Annotated in this window: 19 protein-coding genes; 3 read left to right on the plus strand and 16 right to left on the minus strand. The window is 45.2% G+C overall.

Annotation, left to right across the window (positions count from 1 at the left end; genetic code table 11):
• Window positions 1-99 precede the first annotated feature (99 nt).
• From rimI to Q7V21_RS03350, 7 genes are all read right to left on the minus strand, one after another.
• Window positions 100-579 (minus strand): ribosomal protein S18-alanine N-acetyltransferase, encoded by a 480-nt coding sequence (gene rimI, locus Q7V21_RS03320; RefSeq protein ID WP_304915914.1) that lies wholly within the window; start codon window positions 577-579, stop codon window positions 100-102.
• Window positions 572-1069: a DNA polymerase III subunit psi gene (locus Q7V21_RS03325; protein WP_304915915.1), complete on the minus strand. Its 498-nt coding sequence runs from the start codon at window positions 1067-1069 to the stop codon at window positions 572-574. Before Q7V21_RS03325 ends, rimI begins: the two co-directional genes overlap by 8 nt.
• A complete protein-coding gene (locus Q7V21_RS03330; protein ID WP_304915916.1) occupies window positions 1069-2601 on the minus strand; it encodes a 2-isopropylmalate synthase in 1533 nt (510 codons plus the stop codon). Before Q7V21_RS03330 ends, Q7V21_RS03325 begins: the two co-directional genes overlap by 1 nt.
• 169 nt (window positions 2602-2770) lie before the next feature.
• Window positions 2771-3514 (minus strand): CDP-diacylglycerol--serine O-phosphatidyltransferase, encoded by a 744-nt coding sequence (pssA, locus tag Q7V21_RS03335; protein WP_304915917.1) that lies wholly within the window; start codon window positions 3512-3514, stop codon window positions 2771-2773.
• 117 nt (window positions 3515-3631) lie between these two features.
• Window positions 3632-4642 carry a ketol-acid reductoisomerase gene (gene ilvC, locus Q7V21_RS03340; RefSeq protein ID WP_304915929.1) on the minus strand — a complete coding sequence of 337 codons (1011 nt, stop codon included), beginning with the start codon at window positions 4640-4642 and terminating at the stop codon, window positions 3632-3634.
• Between the two features lie 28 nt (window positions 4643-4670).
• Window positions 4671-5168, minus strand: coding sequence for an acetolactate synthase small subunit (gene ilvN, locus Q7V21_RS03345; protein ID WP_069295377.1), 498 nt, complete (start codon window positions 5166-5168; stop codon window positions 4671-4673).
• Window positions 5168-6910: an acetolactate synthase 3 large subunit gene (locus tag Q7V21_RS03350; protein ID WP_304915930.1), complete on the minus strand. Its 1743-nt coding sequence runs from the start codon at window positions 6908-6910 to the stop codon at window positions 5168-5170. Before Q7V21_RS03350 ends, ilvN begins: the two co-directional genes overlap by 1 nt.
• 170 nt (window positions 6911-7080) lie before the next feature.
• Between Q7V21_RS03350 and pyrC the strand changes: the two genes are divergently transcribed.
• A complete protein-coding gene (gene pyrC, locus Q7V21_RS03355) occupies window positions 7081-8127 on the plus strand; it encodes a dihydroorotase (RefSeq protein WP_304915918.1) in 1047 nt (348 codons plus the stop codon).
• 37 nt (window positions 8128-8164) lie between these two features.
• Here pyrC and Q7V21_RS03360 read toward each other — a convergent pair whose 3' ends face one another.
• Window positions 8165-9436: an O-acetylhomoserine aminocarboxypropyltransferase/cysteine synthase family protein gene (locus Q7V21_RS03360; RefSeq protein WP_304915919.1), complete on the minus strand. Its 1272-nt coding sequence runs from the start codon at window positions 9434-9436 to the stop codon at window positions 8165-8167.
• 149 nt (window positions 9437-9585) lie between these two features.
• Here Q7V21_RS03360 and Q7V21_RS03365 point away from each other — a divergent pair, with 149 nt between their 5' ends.
• Both Q7V21_RS03365 and Q7V21_RS03370 read left to right on the plus strand, forming a co-directional pair.
• Window positions 9586-10263, plus strand: coding sequence for a type 1 glutamine amidotransferase domain-containing protein (locus tag Q7V21_RS03365; protein ID WP_304915920.1), 678 nt, complete (start codon window positions 9586-9588; stop codon window positions 10261-10263).
• 34 nt (window positions 10264-10297) lie between these two features.
• Window positions 10298-10579: a peptidylprolyl isomerase gene (locus Q7V21_RS03370; protein ID WP_069295382.1), complete on the plus strand. Its 282-nt coding sequence runs from the start codon at window positions 10298-10300 to the stop codon at window positions 10577-10579.
• A 44-nt stretch (window positions 10580-10623) separates the two neighbouring features.
• On the opposite strand, the gene dinG is transcribed toward Q7V21_RS03370, so the two are convergent.
• The 8 genes from dinG to Q7V21_RS03410 form a co-directional block, all read right to left on the minus strand.
• A complete protein-coding gene (gene dinG, locus Q7V21_RS03375; protein WP_304915921.1) occupies window positions 10624-12702 on the minus strand; it encodes an ATP-dependent DNA helicase DinG in 2079 nt (692 codons plus the stop codon).
• Complete coding sequence (locus Q7V21_RS03380; protein WP_304915922.1) at window positions 12703-13704, minus strand: 2-hydroxyacid dehydrogenase; 1002 nt, start codon at window positions 13702-13704, stop codon at window positions 12703-12705. It lies immediately after the preceding gene.
• 147 nt (window positions 13705-13851) lie between these two features.
• Window positions 13852-15576: a single-stranded-DNA-specific exonuclease RecJ gene (recJ, locus tag Q7V21_RS03385; RefSeq protein WP_304915923.1), complete on the minus strand. Its 1725-nt coding sequence runs from the start codon at window positions 15574-15576 to the stop codon at window positions 13852-13854.
• A gap of 3 nt (window positions 15577-15579) precedes the next feature.
• Window positions 15580-16512, minus strand: a complete 933-nt coding sequence (locus Q7V21_RS03390) for a hypothetical protein (RefSeq protein ID WP_304915924.1) — start codon at window positions 16510-16512, stop codon at window positions 15580-15582.
• On the minus strand, window positions 16505-17209 hold the full coding sequence (hda, locus tag Q7V21_RS03395; RefSeq protein WP_304915925.1) for a DnaA regulatory inactivator Hda: 705 nt from the start codon (window positions 17207-17209) through the stop codon (window positions 16505-16507). Before hda ends, Q7V21_RS03390 begins: the two co-directional genes overlap by 8 nt.
• 13 nt (window positions 17210-17222) lie before the next feature.
• The gene (locus tag Q7V21_RS03400) at window positions 17223-18293 is read right to left on the minus strand and encodes an AI-2E family transporter (RefSeq protein WP_304915926.1); all 1071 of its coding nucleotides are present in this window, start codon (window positions 18291-18293) and stop codon (window positions 17223-17225) included.
• Window positions 18269-18823: a CDP-alcohol phosphatidyltransferase family protein gene (locus Q7V21_RS03405; RefSeq protein ID WP_304915927.1), complete on the minus strand. Its 555-nt coding sequence runs from the start codon at window positions 18821-18823 to the stop codon at window positions 18269-18271. The genes Q7V21_RS03400 and Q7V21_RS03405 overlap by 25 nt, the downstream gene beginning before the upstream one ends.
• Entirely contained in the window at window positions 18820-19866 is a 1047-nt protein-coding gene (locus Q7V21_RS03410; RefSeq protein WP_304915928.1) for a DUF2066 domain-containing protein, read from the minus strand. Before Q7V21_RS03410 ends, Q7V21_RS03405 begins: the two co-directional genes overlap by 4 nt.
• Between the last annotated feature and the right edge of the window lie 63 nt (window positions 19867-19929).

Raw genomic sequence — 19929 nt, forward strand, 5'->3', positions numbered from 1 at the left:
TCTTTTGCATAAGGAAGTGGTGGCAATTCAAAAGCCATAATAAATCTCCTTGATTGAAAATAACCAACGTAAACCCGTTAGTCTAAGTGAGGGCATGTCTTATAGCAAGTTTTGACCAAGCTGCGATAACATGCCAAGTTCCAGTCCCATCAATACGCCATCTTCCCTGCCCTGTTCCGCAGGATAATAACCTCGGCGTACCGACATTTCATTAAAACCCGTGGATAAATACAGCTGTTGGGCGCGAAAGTTACTGGCTCGCACCTCTAACACAATAATTGAAGCAGACTGCTCATGCGCTACATCGATTACATGATTCAGCATTTGTCTGCCAAAACCCTTGCCCTGAAAGGCAGGTTTTACGCAAATATTTAATAAATGAACTTCATCCAGAACTGATTGTACAACGCTGAAGCCAATGATTTCATCAGCAACCAAGTACAAAAAACTACGGTAACCACTTTTCAAGCAATCTTCAAAATTACCTTTGGTCCAGGGAAAACGATTTGCCTGTTTTTCCATCTGCCAGACTTTACCAATATCTGACAGTTGCATTTGGCTGATTGCTAATTCAGTCACTCAGATAAGCTCTTAAGTTCCGTAGTTGCAGGATAGATTGCCACATTTCAGCTTTACGTTGGGGTTGTTCGAGTAATGTCTGCAAACTTGGGCTGACCATAGTTAGTAGGTCATTATCCAATTGCTGACAGGATAATGAACTATGAGATTTTAAATTAAGTTTTTGAGACAACTCTTCACCTAAAACTAGCGCTACTGTTTTATCCGCTGCGAACTCTGTCAATACATTTAAATGTTGTTTTTCCAGCACTGCCACGTCAGAAAGCAGAATGTTTATACTGCCAAAAATTGCCCGTAATAGGCGGCTTTCAGCTACGGAAAGCTGATTTTCAGTGATAACTAACCACGGTTTGGCAAAATCAAACTGGTTGAAGTCACTGGTTTCAGAACTAAAGTCTGCTGTGGTAACAGCATCATCTTCGTCACGTGGAACCCAGACAGGAATCCCCATCTGGTCCAATACAAAATATTGATGTGCCGATAAACTCATCAGACTTGAGGGTGTGCCCGATCAGCCGGCAACAGCATTTTGTTCAATGCATTGATATAGGCTTTGGCTGAGGCGATAACAATATCGGTATCAGTACCCTGACCACTGACTATGCGGCCACCTTTTTCCAGCCTGACACTCACTTCACCCTGCGAATCGGTACCACTGGTGATATTGCTTACCGAATACAGTTGCAATTCGGTATGGCTCTGCACCATTGATTCAATTGCTTTGAATGCTGCATCTACCGGGCCACTACCTTTCATCTCAGTACGAACTTCACTGTCGTCCAGTGCCAACGTGACATTGGCGACAGGTGTTTCGCCGGTTTCGCTGCAAACCCGCATCGAAATCAGTCGAATACGTTCGTTATCTTCGGTTAAGGTGTCACTGACAAGTGCTTGAATATCCTCATCAAATACTTCGTGTTTTTTATCTGCCAGCTCCTTAAACCGGGTAAAAGCGCTGTTTAAATCCTCTTCGGATTCCAGTTCAATGCCAAGCTCTTTCAACCGTGAACGGAAGGCATTTCGACCGGAGTGCTTGCCCAATACCATACGATTGGTATTCCAGCCCACATCTTCAGCACGCATGATTTCGTAGGTTTCACGATTTTTTAATACCCCATCCTGATGAATACCGGATTCATGGGCAAAGGCATTGGCCCCGACAATCGCTTTATTTGGTTGCACCACGAAACCGGTGACGCCTGAAACTAACCGGGAAGCCGCTAGTATTTGCGTAGTATCCAAACGTGTATCGCAGTCAAACATATCCTGACGGGTGCGCACTGCCATTACCACTTCTTCTAGAGAAGCATTACCAGCACGCTCCCCAAGGCCGTTGATGGTACATTCCACCTGACGGGCACCATTCATCACCGCCGATAAAGAGTTGGCAACGGCTAAGCCCAAATCATTATGACAATGCACTGAGAAAACCGCTTTATCAGAATTAGGGATGCGCTCACGCAGATTTTTGATTAATTCACCAAATTGATGCGGCAGGTTATAACCAACCGTATCTGGAATATTCAGGGTTCTGGCGCCGGCATCAATAACAGCTTCCAGCACCCGGCATAGAAAATCCAGATCACTGCGTCCGGCATCTTCCGGTGAAAACTCAACATCATCAGTATATTGGCGAGCTCGTTTTACCGCTTTAACCGCATTTTCAACTACTTCATCAGGCTGCATCCGCAGTTTCATCTGCATGTGTATCGGTGAGGTCGCAATAAAAGTATGAATACGTGAAGCATTCGCAGATTTAAGTGCTTCACCTGCCCTATCAATATCTTTATCAAGCGCCCGCGCCAGACCACAAACACGACTGTCTTTAACCGCTTTAGCAACTGCTTGCACTGCCTCAAAATCACCAATACTGGCAATCGGGAAACCGGCTTCAATAATATCAACACGCATACGTTCAAGTGCCTTGGCAATCCGCACTTTTTCGTCTTTTGTCATTGATGCGCCAGGGCTTTGCTCCCCATCACGCAATGTTGTGTCAAATATTATTAATTGGTCTTTCATTTCGCTCGCTCCGAACTTCCTGCTCAACACTGAGCAAGTTTTTTATTGTCATTATATATGGAGGTTAAATGAGGGAGGCAGAATGATTTTCAAGATGCTTTATCCTGAAATTCAAATCCAATCTTAATCTATTCTGAGATATGGTTGCCCCGTCATTTAGTTGTTTTTTTTATTTTGATTGTGCCCGTTCATTACGATGCTTGCGAAGTTGTACCAGTGTAAATACCGGCCCAGAAATCGCATATAACAGAAATGCAGTGAACAACACGATTGGCGGATCGGTAGCAATCAGTGCAAAGACTAAGACCAATACCAACATCACGATAAACGGTACTTTGCCACGCAGGTTCAACTCTTTAAAGCTGTGATAGCGCACAGTACTGACCATTAAAATGGCAGCGGCAAATGTCAGCGGCACGCCTACAAAAGTTAATAATGTCGGATCCAGCTGGTTGTTATGACCAACCCATACCCAACCGGCAATAACCGCTGCGGCGGCGGGACTTGGCAGACCTTGAAAATAACGCTTATCAGCGATCCCTACTTGAGTGTTAAATCTAGCCAAGCGCAATGCACCACATGCAGCATAAATAAATGCCACCATCCAGCCAAATTTGCCAAGACCATTTAATGTCCATTCAAACATTACCAATGCCGGTGCCAGCCCAAAAGCCACCATGTCGGCAAGACTGTCATATTCGGCGCCAAATGCACTTTGGGTATTAGTCATCCTGGCAATACGACCATCCAGTCCGTCCATCACCATTGCCACAAAGATGGCTACTGCTGCGGTTGAAAAGTCACCTCTTGTCGCGGCGACAATGGCGTAAAAACCGGCAAACAAACAAGCTGTGGTGAATAAGTTCGGTAACAGATAAATGCCGCGTTTTTGTCGTTCTTCATGATCAACCATAAAATTCCTGTATTCAGAGAAGAAGTGTTTCCATTATGACATCCGTACCTTCATAAACAAAATAAGGGCAGATTGCTATGCAACCTGCCCTTATTTGAGGACACTTAAAACCGTTGGTTAGTTTTTAGTTTTATCAACGATTTTTTGAATCCACGGCATCATTTCACGCAGTTTTGCACCAGTTTGTTCAATTGGATGTTCGGCATTCAAACGGCGCATAGCGGTCATTTCTGGATAGCCTGTTTGGCCTTCCATAATAAACTGCTTGGCGTATTTGCCTTCCTGAATATTTTTCAGTGCTTCACGCATTGCCCAACGACTTTCATCGTTGATAACTTTAGGGCCAGTGACGTATTCACCGTATTCAGCATTGTTGGAAATTGAATAATTCATGTTGGCGATACCGCCTTCATACATCAAATCAACAATCAGTTTCAGTTCGTGCAGGCATTCGAAATAGGCCATTTCTGGTGCATAACCTGCTTCAACCAAGGTTTCAAAACCGGCTTTAACCAGTTCAACAGCACCACCACATAAAACGGCTTGTTCACCAAACAAATCGGTTTCAGTTTCATCACGGAAAGTGGTTTCGATGATACCAGTACGGCCACCACCGATAGCAGAGGCATAAGATAAAGCGATAGCTTTAGCTTTACCTGAAGCATCCTGTTCAATGGCGATCAAATCAGGAATACCGCCACCACGGGTAAATTCGCTGCGAACTGTATGACCCGGCGCTTTAGGCGCAATCATGATGACGTCCAAATCTTTGCGTGGCAGGATTTGGTTGTAAACAATCGCAAAACCATGAGCAAAAGCCAGAACAGCACCCTGTTTCAGATTCGGTTCGATTTCATCTTTGTATAAAGAAGACTGGAATTCATCTGGTGTTAAGACCATGATCAGATCCGCTTGTTTGACAGCAGATGCAGTATCAGCGACTTTCAGACCAGCGCCTTCGGCTTTAGCGATAGAAGATGAACCGGCGCGCAGTGCAACTGTCACATCCACGCCAGAATCTTTCAGGTTACATGCGTGTGCATGACCTTGTGAACCGTAACCGATGATGGTGACTTTCATGCCACGGATCAGTGACAGATCACAATCTTTGTCGTAATAGATATTCAAACTCATTATCAATTCCTTCGTTTTTAAATCAATTCAATTGCAGGCATTTTTCGCCGCGGGCAATGCCGGAAACACCACTGCGTACGGTTTCAAGAATTTTATGTTCAGACAACGCTTCGATAAACGAATCCAGTTTGCTACCTGCGCCAGTCAGTTCAATCGTGTAAGTAGATGCAGTGACATCGATAATACGGCCACGGAAAATATCTGATAAACGCTTAACGTCATCACGTTGGTCCATCGTGGCCGCTTTGACCTTGATCAACATCATTTCGCGTTCAATATGCGGACCGTCTGATAACTCCATCAACTTCACAACATCGATAAGCTTATTCAGCTGTTTCGTGATCTGTTCGATAATACGGTCGGTGCCAGTGGTGACAATCGTCATACGTGATAACGACGCATCCTCTGTTGGTGCAACAGTTAATGATTCAATGTTGTAACCCCGTGCCGAGAACAACCCTGCAACACGTGATAACGCACCGGCTTCGTTTTCAATCAAAATCGAGATGATATGGCGCATTATGACAGCTCCCGCTCTGGATCTTGTGGTAAATCGCAATATGGCGACATGTGCATTTCATTATGCGCTTTGCCCTGGGCAATCATCGGGTAAACGTTTTCAGTTTGATCGGTCACGATATCCAAAAATACCAGACGGTCTTTTAGCGCAAAGGCTTCTTCCAATTTAGGACGTAAATCTTCAACGCGCTCGATACGAATCCCAACATGGCCATAACTTTCAGCCAGTTTGACGAAATCCGGTAACGATTCCATATAAGAATGCGAATAACGATTCTGATAGAAGAATTCCTGCCATTGGCGAACCATACCAAGGTAACGATTATTCAACGCCACGATTTTTACCGGTAATCCGTATTGCAAACAGGTAGACAGTTCCTGAATACACATCTGGATACTGCCTTCACCGGTCACACAGATAACCGTTTCTTCAGGGAAAGCCAATTGAACGCCCATAGCGGCCGGCAAACCAAAGCCCATGGTTCCTAAACCGCCCGAATTAATCCAGCGATTAGGTTTACTGAAACCATAATATTGAGCCGCCCACATCTGGTGCTGACCAACATCTGACGTAACATAAGCATCACCTTTAGTGATCTCATGAATCATCTCGACAACAGCCTGGGGCTTGATTTGGTCACTGTTACGATCGTAAGACATGCATTTTTTAGCACGCCAACCGTTGATGATGTCCCACCATTCAGCCAATGCCTTCTGATCGGGCTGCGTTTTGCTGATTTCCAGCAAATGATTCATATCTGCTAAAACATCAGCAACATTACCAACAATAGGTACATCAACAGAAATCGTTTTAGAAATAGACGATGGATCAATGTCGATATGAATGATTTTGGCGTGTGGACAGAATTCTGCAATTTTGCCGGTAACCCGATCATCAAAACGTGCACCAATCGCAATCAATACATCGCAATCATGCATTGCCATATTAGCTTCATAGGTTCCATGCATACCGAGCATGCCGAGGAATTGTTTGTCATCCCAAGGAATGGAACCCAAGCCCATCAATGTTGAAGTCGCCGGATAACCCAAGGTACTGACAAACTGACGCAGCTGTTCAGCGGCATTGCCGAGTACTACCCCACCACCGGTATAAATCATCGGTTTTTTAGCCGTCAGCAATAACTCAACCGCACGTTTAATCTGACCGGGATGACCTTTGGTAACAGGCTGATAAGAGCGCAAATGCACGCTTTCCGGATAGACATAGGGGATCTTGATATTCGGATCAGTAATATCTTTCGGAACGTCAACCACAACCGGACCAGGACGGCCGGTAGTTGCTACATAAAATGCTTTTTTAATGGTCTCAGCCAGATCGTTAATATCTTTAACTAAAAAGTTATGTTTAACGCACGGCCGAGTAATACCGACTGAGTCAACTTCCTGAAAAGCATCACTGCCGATATTAGCTGTGGCAACCTGACCGGTGATAACCACCATAGGAATAGAATCCATATAGGCTGTTGCAATACCGGTAACTGCGTTGGTTGCGCCTGGGCCAGAAGTGACCAGTACCACACCGGGTTTACCGGTAGCACGCGCATAACCATCTGCAGCATGAGTTGCCGCCTGTTCGTGGCGCACGAGAATATGCTTGACCGCTTCCTGGTTATACAGCGCATCATAAATATGCAGCACTGCACCACCCGGATAGCCAAACAAATACTCAACCCCTTCGTCTTTTAGACAATGGACCAGAATCTCGGCGCCGCTTAATTCCACGTCTTCCTCTCTCGTATCGCTCACGCGATCTGCTTCAAAATATCAAACGGGTAAAGTTACTGTGAATGCCTGTCAAGGTCAAGAAAAACCGCGTTCTAATACAGCATTTATGACAAATCATTCATAACTTTTCAACTGCACAACTTAACAGCTATGGCATAATTTGCTTTATGACAAAACAATCATTAAATACCATAACAATCACCCGGCCGGACGACTGGCATCTTCACTTGCGCGACAATGAGGCATTGCAACGTACTGTTGCAGATACCGCCAGATGCTTCAAACGCGCCATTATCATGCCGAATTTGCGTCCGCCAGTTACCAATATTGAACAGGCAGCAGCCTATCGGCAACGCATCCTGGATGCCCGCCCGGCAGGTTCAGATTTTGAACCGCTAATGACATTGTACCTAACGGACAACACCAAACCGGAAGATATTGTTGTAGCCGAGCAGGCCGGTTTTGTAAAAGCCGTTAAACTTTATCCGGCAGGTGCAACGACCAATTCAGATGCTGGTGTAACAGACATCACGAACTGTTACAAAACGCTGGAAGCAATGCAGCAGGCTGGTATGCCATTGCTGCTGCATGGTGAAGTCACACATAACGAAACAGATATCTTTGATCGTGAAAAAGTCTTTATCGATGAAAAGCTGATCCCGTTGTTAAAGGACTTTCCAGAACTGAAAGTAGTTTTTGAACATATCACCACCAAAGATGCAGCTGATTTTGTTGCCCAGGCCAGCAATTTTGTCGCGGCAACGATCACGCCGCATCATTTACTGTTAAATCGAAATGATATGTTGGTTGGCGGCATTCGCCCCCATCACTTCTGCCTGCCTGTGCTTAAACGCAATACCCATCAGAAAGCATTGATTGTTGCTGCAACCAGCAGTAATCCAAAATTCTTTTTGGGCACCGACAGCGCACCGCATACGCGAGACACTAAAGAAAATGCCTGTGGTTGCGCCGGTATTTATAGTGCACATGCCGCGATAGAACTCTATGCCGAGGTCTTCGATGCGCATGAATGTCTGGATAAACTTGAAGGCTTCGCCAGCTTTTATGGTGCCGATTTTTATGGTCTGCCTAGAAATACTCAGCAAATCACCTTACAAAAAACAGATTGGCAGGTTCCTGAAACATTGGCATTTGCCAATGAAAGCTTGGTGCCGATGCGCGCTGGGGAAACGGTTCACTGGAAACTGATTTAACAATTCCCGGCCTGATCACAGGCCGGGATGGATTAAGTTACACAGCAGAAAATGCCTGATCCAGATCGTCAATAATATCATTGATATGTTCGATACCAATACATAATCGCAGCATTTCCGGTGTCACTCCTGCCGCTTTCAACTCGGCGTCATCTAACTGACGGTGCGTGGTCGAAGCAGGATGACAAGCCAGCGACTTGGTATCACCGATATTCACCAGACGTTTGATTAACTTCAACGCATCATAGAATTTCACGCCATTATCAAAGCCACCTTTAATACCAAAAGTGAGAATCGATGATGGTTTGCCATTAAAATATTTCTGCGCCAAATCGAAATATTTGTCTCCTTCCAGCCCAGCGTAGTTTACCCACTCAACTTTCGGATGCTGTTGCAAATATTTGGCAACGGCGATGGCATTGTCACAATGTCTTTCCATACGCAGAGACAGGGTTTCGATGCCCTGCAATAATAAAAAGGCATTCATCGGTGATAACGCTGAACCGGTGTTGCGTAAAGGCACTGTTCGCGCTCTGGCAATATAAGCCGCTTCAGCAAACTGTTCGGTATAAACCACTCCGTGATACGCCGCTTCAGGTTGATTCAATACGGGAAATCTATCTTTATGTTTGGCCCAGGGAAACTTACCTGAATCGACAATAATGCCACCTAATGTTGTGCCATGACCGCCCATGTACTTGGTCAGTGAATGCACCACAATATCAGCACCATATTCAATCGGATTGAGTAATACCGGTGTCGCCACGGTGTTATCCACTATCACCGGCACACCATGTTTATGTGCCATCGTGGCAATGGGTTCAATATCCACAATATTGCCAGCCGGGTTACCGATTGATTCACAGAAAACCGCTTTGGTTTTTGCATCAATCAGTTTTTCCAGATCGGCTGCCTGATCGGTTGGAGCAAATCGTACTTCAATGCCCAGCTTAGGAAGCATGTGAGCAAATAATGTGTAGGTTCCACCATAAAGCTGTGGTGTAGTTACTATATTGTCACCCGCTTCGGCAATCGTAAGGATGGCATAGTGAATAGCTGCGCTTCCTGCCGATGTTGCCAACGCCGCAAAACCACCTTCCAACGCTGCTACCCGTTTTTCCAAGACATCCCAGGTCGGGTTCATAATACGGCTGTAAATATTACCGGGTACATCCAGATTAAACAGGTCGGCTCCATGCTGGGCATTATCAAATTCAAACGCCACAGTTTGGTAAATAGGTACCGCGCAGGATTTAGTGGTGGGATCAGTCTCGTAACCTTCGTGCAGACAAATAGTTTCTTTTTTCATGGTTTCTCTCTCACTGTTATTATTTTGTTCTGAGTTTACGACGATGAGAATGAATTGCAATATCGCTTGATATTTTATTGCGCTACCCCCATTTCAAATTTGCAACATCACATAATTCCTCAAAACCACAAATTTCAGGAGACACAATCATGAAAATACTAGTGGTACTGACTTCACACGATAAGCTCGGCGATACTGGTGAAAAAACCGGTTTCTGGTTAGAAGAACTCGCAGCCCCTTATTACGCAATGAAAGATGCTGGTGCAGAAATTGAACTGGCCTCTCCCAAGGGTGGTCAACCGCCTCTCGATCCAAAAAGCAGCCAGCCTGATTTTCAAACAGATGCAACACGACGTTTTGAAAATGATGCTGAAGCCAAAAACCGACTGGCGAACACCATTAAACTGGCAGATGTCCATGCTGCAGATTATGACGCGGTGTTTTATCCGGGCGGACATGGTCCGTTATGGGATTTGACCGAAGATAAAAAGTCGATTGCACTGATTGAAAGTTTTGTGCTTGCCAATAAACCCGTAGCGGCAGTCTGTCATGCGCCGGCGGTTTTATTGAACGTCAAAACCATTGGCGATGATCCCTGGATTAAAGGTAAACAGCTCACAGCATTTTCAAATAGTGAGGAAGATGCGGTAGGCTTATCCAATGTTGTTCCATTTTTACTGGAAGATGCCCTTAAACAACGTGGTGCAATTTTCAATAAAGGTGACGACTGGAGCTCATTCGTTATTACGGATGGCATACTGATTACAGGACAAAACCCGGCTTCCTCCGAAGCTACGGCTAAAGCCCTGTTAAAACAGCTGGCATAAGGCCAGCAATTTACCAATTAATTACGGAACTATTATGGCTAGAGCAACCGCAAGACACATCCTGGTGGACAGTGAAGAAATCTGTCTGGAATTGAAACGCGAAATCGAAGAAGGCGCTGATTTTGCTGCCGTCGCCAAAGAAAACTCTTCTTGCCCTTCCAGCCGTCAAGGTGGCGATTTGGGTGAGTTTGGCCCAGGCATGATGGTGCCAGAATTTGATAAAGTTGTTTTTTCTGCGCCGGTTAATACGGTACAAGGTCCAGTTAAAACACAATTCGGTTATCACCTGCTGGAAGTCACCAGCCGCACTGAATAAGTTATTTAAATGCAAACAGAAAAGCCCGGTTCGCCGGGCTTTTTTTATTCGGTGATTAATTGATAATCCGGTAAATGAGACAGTAATTGTTTGCCGTAATTTTTGGTTAATAATCGCCGATCCAGGATAGTTATCTGCCCGGAATCCGTCTCTTTACGAAGCAAACGTCCACAGGCCTGAATCAATTTCACACTGACTGCCGGTAATGACAGACTGATAAACGGTTGACCGCCACGTTTAATGATCCATTCCTGACGTGCCTGTTCAATCGGCCGGGTAAATACTGGGAAAGGCAGTTTGGTGATAATCACATGGGTGCATAAATTGCCGGGCAAATCGACACCTTCGGCAAAGCGATCCATCCCAAAAATAACGCTGCCATGCCCATTTTCAATCCGCTGAATATGTTTGACGATCATATTTTTGGGAGACAACTGATCGCCTTGTAAAAGAATCATATTTTTCAGTGACAATGGGAGTTGTTTATATACCTGCAACATCACTTGCCGAGAGGTGAACAACACCAGTGTGGCAGCTTGGACATCAATAAGTGTTTTGAGTTGACTGACCACTTCCTGCTGCCATTGCGGCAGATTTTCGTTAGGTAAATACTGCATCATCGGCAGTTTTAACACGGCCTGCTGCTGGTATTTGAACGGTGAAGGCAATGCCAGAAAATGCTTTTCATCATAACGTTGTAAACCGCAATCAGCCCGAAAACGCTGGAATAATCCCATGCCACGCAATGTGGCTGATGTCATAACGACTCCATACGCCCTTTGCCATAAACTCCGGTCCAGAAAACCCGCGGCTGTCATCGGTCCGGCATGAATGACCAGCGTTTGTTGTTTGGCAAACTGTTCCTGGGCAATCCAACGTACATTAGGCGGCCGCTCGGCTTTATCCTCATCGAGAAACAGCGCCATAAAATCAATCAGATAACCGAAAATATTCTGTACTGTACCGACCTGCGGCAACAAAGCTTCACCGACCTTATTGCTTAACTGGGTTTTCTCCAGTCCTTCTTTAATCCATTTGCCAATCAAGGAGAAATGCTTATAGATGGAATTGGCACGTTGTAATAGGTTCTGACAGGGAATAAACAAGACATTGAGTAATGGGCTGCCCCAGAAAATGCGTGGTTCGCTGATATGCCCTTCCAGCATTTCATTTACCGTGGCATCACTGCCCAGAATATCCAGCAGTTGTTGCAAAAGACTGATAATAGCCGGTAAATCCTGACGGATTTCCTTAAACATATAGCCAAAATCGTGTTGCCTAAATGCCAGTGCAGTGGGTAATTTTTTCATCAGACTGTCAGCAGTTTCGACCGTTTGATAAAGCTGAGCAAAGTTCAGTGCTTTGGCTGCATGCCCCAGCGCTTTTTGCGGCAGATTATGTGCTTCATCAAATACCAGAATCAGTTCTTCCGGATTTGGCAGTACCAGTCCACCACCCAAATCTGCATCACTCAATAACAGATCATGATTTACCACTACAACCTGAGCCAGCTGCATTTCTTTGCGGAGCAAATAATAAGGACAGCTTAAAAAATACCGGCAACTCTTTGCAGCACAACCTTCTGAATCAGTGGAGACTTCGTGCCACAATGCCGGATCAATTGCATCTTTTCGACTGTCCCGGTCACCATCCCAGCGATGTTCATCCCAATCCTGAAACAGATTTTTGGCTTGGGTTTGCATCAACACCTGTTGATATTTCTGATCCACATCCAGCGTCAGATCCTGCTGTTCCGGTGTGGTTGCCAGTTGTGCCAGTTTACTGGGGCATACGTATCGCCGACGACCTTTGATTTGCATAAAGCGTATGGGTTGTGGCAACGCTGCAGAAAATTGCGGCAGATCTTTTTGGATTAGCTGTTGTTGCAGATTTACAGTGGCAGTACTGATGACCAGTAATTTTTTACTGTTCAAAGCCGTTTCAATTGCACCACTGAGATACGCCAGTGTTTTGCCTACGCCAGTTGGCGCTTCTACCACTGCCATTCGATGTTGCGATTGTTGCAGGCGCTGATGAATGAAACGACTCATTTCAACTTGCTGAGGTCTTGCTTTGAAATCAGGCATCAACTTATTGATGCTGATAAATATTTCATCAAACACTCAGTCGATCCTAACCTGATTTTTCAACGGCGACCCGGTAATAAAATCATCAATATTCTGTAAAGTGGTTTGGGCAATATGCTGCAAAGCTTCCTGAGTAAAATAGGCCTGGTGCCCAGTGACCAGCACATTGGGCAAGGTCAATAGGCGCTGGAACACATCGTCCTGAATAATATCGGTGGAGTGGTCCTCAAAAAACAGACTGCCTTCCTGTTCGTAGACATCTATTCCCAGATAACCGATATGTAATGCCTTTAATGCCTCCAATACCGAAACGGTATCCAATAATGCACCACGGCTGGTATTAATCAGCATCACACCGGGTTTGGTAAGTTTGAGACTGGCAGCATTGATAATGTGATGTGTCGCATCATTCAACGGACAATGCAGACTGATAATATCGCTTTGACCGAGCAGGCTGTCGAGTGTAACCACTGCAAAACCCGCCTCTATGGCTGGTACAGCGTTATGTGGCTCGTAAATCAAAACCTGACAGCCAAATGCCCGCAATCGCTCGGCCACTAATAAACCAATTTTACCGCCACCGATAATGCCGGTGGTTTTACCAAAAAAATCGAAACCCAATAGGCCATTAAGCGAAAAATTGCCATCACGAACACGATTATAGGCGCGAGGGATCTTTCTGCTTAATGCCAACATTAAGGCAATCGTATGTTCTGCAACAGCATAGGGGGAATAAGCAGGCACATTGACTACTGTAATGCCCAGGGAGTTGGCTGCTGTTAAATCCACCTGATTAAAACCGGCACATCGCAAAGCCATCAATCTTGTTCCGTTTTCTGCCAATGTTTTTAAGGTAGCAGCCGAAATATCATCATTCACAAAAGCACTGACAACTTCTGCGTCTCTAGCCAACGCCGCTGTCATTGGATTTAACGCCAAATCATAAAAACACAAGGTAACCTTTTCATCAGCCATTTCTGTGAGATAAGCCTGATCATAAGGTTTGGCGCTGAATACTGCGACGTGAGTTGGTTTCATCTGGAGCCTTTATCAGAAATACCGTTTTTATTGAGCTGTCATTTCATTTTAGTGAAGAAATCAGTTAAACGATAATTTCCCTTTATTTCAAAAAGATAAATTTTCGAACCCTAATTCTGTTCAAGATTAATACTGAGCAACGTTACCCTAAATTGGCAAAATATTATCAACCAACAATTGCAGTGATTGTGTTTGGCGAAACTCATTTACATCCAGTCGATAATGCAAACCGATCTTCTGACCAATCTGCAGACCGGGTGGCGCAGTCTGACGAAATGCCATTGCCGTGATTTCTCGTCCATCATCCAACTTAATAGTTAAACGCAAATGGTCTGCCTGCTGGCCGACATGACGAAAATTCTGCACCACAAACTGACCATGAAACTGCGGTTCGGGAAATGCTTGTCCCCATGGTGCCAGAATCGGTAATTGCTGTGCCAGTTGCAAATTAATTTCTTCAACCGATAACTCGCCATCGGAATAAAACGCCCGCTCGAACACAGTTGGATCGGTTGCTGTTTGAACGGCCTGTCTAAATGCCTGCTCAAATAAAGCAAAATCAGTTTGTCGCAAGGTAAGACCAGCAGCCATCGCATGTCCACCAAAACGTAAAATGAGATCAGGATATTTGGCTGCCACATTCACCAGTACATCGCGAATATGTACACCGCTGATCGATCGGGCAGAGCCCTTTATTTCACCCGGCTCGCCCGGGGCAAACACAATCACTGGCCGATGCAGTTTTTCCTTGATTCGTGATGCTAATAAACCAATCACACCTTGATGCCAGCTGTCTTCATATAAACAATAAGCAGCCGCCTGACTGGTTTCATTTAACTGGATTTTTTCCAGCATGGCCAAGGCTTCAACTTGCATGGTCTGTTCAACTGCACGACGTTCAAGATTAATCTCATCAAGTAGCTGAGCAGCTTGCTGGGCCATCGCATCGTTATCGGTCAGCAAGGTATCAATGCCCAGCCCCATATCTTCCATGCGACCAGCTGCATTTAATCTTGGCGCAATAGCAAAACCTAAATCCTGTGCAGATAAGCGTTGCAAATCTTTTCCGGCAATTTTTAATAATGCCCGAATACCTGCACAGGCTCGTCCTTGGCGCATTCGTTTCAAGCCCAGATCCACCAACGTACGATTGAGGCGATCCAGTGGTACGACATCGGCAACAGTTCCGAGTGCTACCAGATCGAGTAATTCCACCAGACGTGGTTCCGGCAGTTGCTGTGATGCAAACCAGTTAAGATCGCGTAATCCCTGCCGCAACCCCAGCAGTACATAAAATGCTACGCCAACCCCTGCCAGCATTTTGCTGGGAAAATTATCACCTGGCTGATTTGGATTAACGATTGCATCAGCTTGAGGTAGTTGCTCTGCTGCAAGGTGATGATCGGTGATCAATACCTGCATGCCCCGTTGTTTGGCGAGCGCAACTCCGTCCAGACTGGCAATACCGTTATCAACGGTAATTAATAAATCCGGTTGATTTTCCGGGGCAATTTCATTGAGTAATTCGGTGGTTAAACCGTAACCATGCACAAACCGATTGGGTACAATAAAATCAATATGTTGCAAGCCCATCATGCGTAATCCACGCATCATTACCGCACAGCTGGTGGCACCATCGCTATCAAAATCGGCCACAATCATCACTCGCCATTGCTGCTGTAATGCCTGAATCAATAAACTGACGGCGGCATCCATACCCAGCATTTCTGAGGGTTTAGGCAAATCGGCCAAATCAAAGGTTAATTCATCAGCGTTTTTAATACCGCGAGCCGCCATGATTCTGCGCACACATTCTGGCCAGCTCGCCGGTAATGCGGTCAAGTCATTTGCGGTGCGTAGTTTAATATTCATTTTTCACCAGGGTTTCCACATATCGAGCCAGCGCCATTGATAATGACCGTATTCCGGGATAATTAACCTCAACTGGCGAATTCGATAACGTCGTAACTTTTGCACCAGCGGCAAAATTTGCTGTGTTGTCGTTTGCTCTAAGCGCTGCGGCCAGTTATTTTGCAAATCCAGCTCAGCAAACACCAGTAATTGTTCACCAGCCATGGGCTGTTCAATGCTCCATTTGGACAGCGGTAGTAGCGTGGCTGAACTTGCAGCAGAAAGCGACTTTAACAGAGTCGTATCACCATATAACTGCTGCCAATGATTTGTTAGTGGCTGCCATTGCTTCTTACCCCAGAACCAGAGACTGTTCACCGGTAATTTGCCGACTGACTGCCGTTGTTGATTGACGGGATGATCGAATAACGCCATTTGAATTTCATTACCCAATCGTAACCAGTCCCCCTGTTGATTCCCAAAAGGCAATGCTGATACAACTGATTTACCAATTAACGATGGCATTGCTGTCAGACTGATATCCGGCATATTTTCCAGCCACATCGACCAATGATTCAGATCATTGGGTACAAGTTGTGCATCAAAATCATTCAACAAAGGTTGGATAGTTTCAATCAGCTGGCTGCCCTCATCCATGGTTAAATCATTGATGGGAAATAACAACAGACGATCCCGATCGGCATGCAGATAACATGGATCAGCACATAGACTTAACTGACCTGGATTACGTAATTGCGCGGTGGGTAAATCATGGCCAGACAGAGGATTAGCACTGAATAACTGGATGAGTTCGTGTTCAAAGCTGTGATTGGTGGCAGTAAAACGCGCTTTTTTTAATATTTTTTTCAGTGCTTCGGGCAATTCAGACTGATTTATTTCCTGCATCGCAGTGGCTAGGCCAGGCCAGATAATTGTCACCGATGGCTTTTCAGCCATGTTGTATCACTTCCCTGACAAATGGAATGGTCAAGCGACGTTGTGCCTGCAGAGAAGCTTTATCAAGCTTTTGTAACACCAACATCAGTGATGGCATATCACGGCTGTAATGTCGTAAAAGATACTGGGCCACCTCTTCCGGCAAGATCAGTCCGCGGCTTTGTGCATGACTTATCAACGCCTGTTGTTTCAACACATCTGTCATCGAAGGCAATTGGTAAATTAAACCAGTTGCCAACCTTGAACGCAGATCCGGTAATTGAATGGCTAATTGGGCTGGGTTTTGTTCGGCACTGATCAGTAATTTATGCTCGCGCTCACGTAACTGATTAAAACAGTGAAACAACGCTTCTTCCCAGGCTGGTTCTGCACAAATTGCCTGCAGATCATCCAGACAAACCACATCGCTTTGAAACAACGATAGCAACACCTCGGGGTCGGCAGTATCACGCAACTCCTGAAGATTAATGTAACTAACCTGATAACCACGTTGTTGCAGCTGTTCGGCAATCGCCAGATTTAAATGTGTTTTTCCAACGCCTGCTTCTCCCCAAAGATAGAGAAAATCAGGTTTTCTTTCACGGCAGAAGACATCAACTACCGAGGCTAACTCGTCGTTTTCAAATATAAAATTATCTATCTGAAATATTTCCTGCGGTGTGAGACGCAGTGTCAGCTGGATTTCTTGCTTTTTCATCGGAACGCAGCGGTTAAGAATACAAATGGCTGTTCAGATAACGATGGTGTGCATGGCGTAATAACACCATCACCACTGCTGCCACTGGTAAGGCCAGTAACACGCCCACAAAACCAAATAACGTGCCACCGGCCATTACCGCAAAGATAACGGCGACAGGATGCAGGCCAATTCGCTCACCGACAAAGCGTGGTGTTAAAAACATGCTTTCAATTGACTGGGCAAAACCGAATACCAGCACCACCATTAATACCGGCATCCATTCCTGAAATTGTAAATACGCAGCTAGTCCAGCCAGGGTAATACCTACAAATAATCCGAGATATGGCACAAAACTTACCACCCCGGCGATAACACCTAATAACAATGCCAAATCCAGGCCAATGAACATAAGGCCGATGCTGTAAATAATGGATAACGCTAACATGACCATTAATTGGCCGCGTAAAAAACCTGCCAGCATATCGTCACATTCAATGGTGATTTGAGTGATCTTGTCAGCATGTTTGCGTGGTAAAACCTCACGGATTCGTGCTACAAGCTCATCCCAATCCCTTAAAAGATAGAAGGTCAACACCGGAATCAGCACCAGATTGGTCAGTAATTGCAAGATAACCATTCCGGAATGGGTCATATAGCCAAACAGATCACCCGCAAATTTTCCCGCTTCAGACCAATAATCTTTAAACGCCGTTTTAAGCGTATTCAGATCAATCATTTCGGTGGATAAACCAATTGTTTGTAATACAGGTTCGATCGAACTTTGCAATTGATCCAGGTAATTGGGCATTTTTTCAAACAGAGAGACCAACTGTCCGCTCAACATGGGGATAAAGATTAATAACAGAATCAGCCCACTGAGTAGAAACACTCCGAACACCACACAAACCGCACCGGTTCGAGATAAGCGGGACTTTTCCAGTCTGTCGACCAGAGGATCACCAAGATAGGCTAACAAAGCGGCAACAAAGAAAGGTGTTAATACTGAGGAAAGCCGCATTACCAGCCAACCGCCAAGAATTAACAGCCCTAACAGCAAAACTTTATTGGTATCGCTAATCAGTTTTTGTTCTTCTGACGCCACGCGTTTGTCCCCCAAACCACAATATATTCACTGCCACTAATGATGACACTCGCCACCACCAACCAGATCAAGGTTGTGCTCCATGTTGCAGCCTGCGGCAGCCACTGTTGTTGTACAATGACCAGCAAGACTAATGCAATTTGAAATACCGTATTGATTTTGCTGCTCCAGAGCGGAGTCAGTTCGTATTCACCAAACTTAAGATGATAAGCCAAAGCACCACAGACAATCAGAATATCTCTGCCAAGCACCAGCAATAATAGCCACAACGGCAATAATTGCATATAGGTTAATGTAGCAAATGTGGCCACCAGTAAAAGTTTATCCGCCAAAGGATCAATAATCGATCCCAGGCGACTTTGCCAATGGAAATGTCGGGCCAGAAAGCCATCCAAGCCATCTGAAATACCTGCTATCGCGACCAGTAATAATGCAACTGAAAAGTTTTCGTGCAGCATCAACCAGACAATTGGCCCTACCAATAAAATTCTAAACAGACAAATGAGATTGGGAATATCCCGTGGACTCAAGGTAATAACCGATATTGCAGACCAGTATTGTCAGTAGAATCAGGTTGAACCACCCGCCCCATCGACAGTAATTGACGGAATCTTTCTGGTTCAGCTTGTATAACTAAAACCAAATCGAGCTTCTCGGTGCCCAAACTGCCGACTTTGATATCCGTTACAACCTGCAAACTCCCCAGGTAATCCATTAATCGACTGTAATCATCAAAATCATTCACACCAGACACCTCCATAGTCAACTCGACATCACCAGCACTGCTGATTGGCATGTTCAGGCGTCGACCCAGACGGTCAGCGAGTTCATCTACACCTTGTTGAATGGCTGTCTGCACATTACCTTGGCTTGACCAGCGTTCAATATCATCACCAAGAATTGCCTGCCAGCTGATTTCAGTCGCCTCAGCATTGCCAACCACACGGGCTGTTACCACAATAGAAGCGCCATAGCGTTCTGAAGCCTGCTGTACAGCGGTAGTATTACCGGTGGAAATATCGTTGAGACTCAGTTGGCTTTGATCTTCCAAATCCAATAATGGCATCAGTAGTGGAATACCTCGCTTTTTAGCGGCTTGTTCGATTTGCAAAATCAAGGAATCTTCATCACGTTCAGTGATTAATTGTTGTTTGCCCTGGTAATCAATAGCCACCCATAATAACGACTCGGGGCGAATTTTGTCCCAGACAGGCAAACCAATGCGTTGTAATGCGGTATTGATGCCATTGGCATTAAAATCCAGAGTCAAAATCAATTGCTGCTGTGACATATCACTATCACTGTCGGTAACTGCTACCTGTTGATAATAATACTGGTCGATGTAACGCTCTGCGTCAGTGACCAGCGCGGAAATATCCGCCTGCTCTACTGCGCGTCGATCACCAACCACCTTAACGACAACCTGCTTAAGCAAATCCGGCGCAAGACGTTTGCGATCCTGCTCATTTTGCGACTCGATGGGCGCTTGAGCTTTATACAAATCAGTAACTTCCGCTGCGGAGGCAATCGACGCAGCGAAAACGAAAATCAGTGAGAAAAATAATCTAGGCATTGTGGTATTCTAACACGCTGTTTTTTGTGTGTGATGTCCAAATAATCAGGAAGCCAGCATGAC

It is taken from the genome of Methylophaga sp. (assembly GCF_030651745.1).

Bases quoted from the DNA above. Each gene is read 5' to 3' on its own strand.
- Q7V21_RS03360 (WP_304915919.1), bottom strand. From the start codon at position 9,436: ATGAAAAAAGAAACTATTTGTCTGCACGAAGGTTACGAGACTGATCCC.
- Q7V21_RS03365 (WP_304915920.1), top strand. From the start codon at position 9,586: ATGAAAATACTAGTGGTACTGACTTCACACGATAAGCTCGGCGATACT.
- Q7V21_RS03325 (WP_304915915.1), bottom strand. From the start codon at position 1,069: ATGAGTTTATCGGCACATCAATATTTTGTATTGGACCAGATGGGGATT.
- Q7V21_RS03390 (WP_304915924.1), bottom strand. From the start codon at position 16,512: ATGGCTGAAAAGCCATCGGTGACAATTATCTGGCCTGGCCTAGCCACT.
- Q7V21_RS03380 (WP_304915922.1), bottom strand. From the start codon at position 13,704: ATGAAACCAACTCACGTCGCAGTATTCAGCGCCAAACCTTATGATCAG.
- pyrC (WP_304915918.1), top strand. From the start codon at position 7,081: ATGACAAAACAATCATTAAATACCATAACAATCACCCGGCCGGACGAC.
- Q7V21_RS03410 (WP_304915928.1), bottom strand. From the start codon at position 19,866: ATGCCTAGATTATTTTTCTCACTGATTTTCGTTTTCGCTGCGTCGATT.
- ilvN (WP_069295377.1), bottom strand. From the start codon at position 5,168: ATGCGCCATATCATCTCGATTTTGATTGAAAACGAAGCCGGTGCGTTA.
- recJ (WP_304915923.1), bottom strand. From the start codon at position 15,576: ATGAATATTAAACTACGCACCGCAAATGACTTGACCGCATTACCGGCG.
- Q7V21_RS03370 (WP_069295382.1), top strand. From the start codon at position 10,298: ATGGCTAGAGCAACCGCAAGACACATCCTGGTGGACAGTGAAGAAATC.
- hda (WP_304915925.1), bottom strand. From the start codon at position 17,209: ATGAAAAAGCAAGAAATCCAGCTGACACTGCGTCTCACACCGCAGGAA.
- pssA (WP_304915917.1), bottom strand. From the start codon at position 3,514: ATGGTTGATCATGAAGAACGACAAAAACGCGGCATTTATCTGTTACCG.
- Q7V21_RS03330 (WP_304915916.1), bottom strand. From the start codon at position 2,601: ATGAAAGACCAATTAATAATATTTGACACAACATTGCGTGATGGGGAG.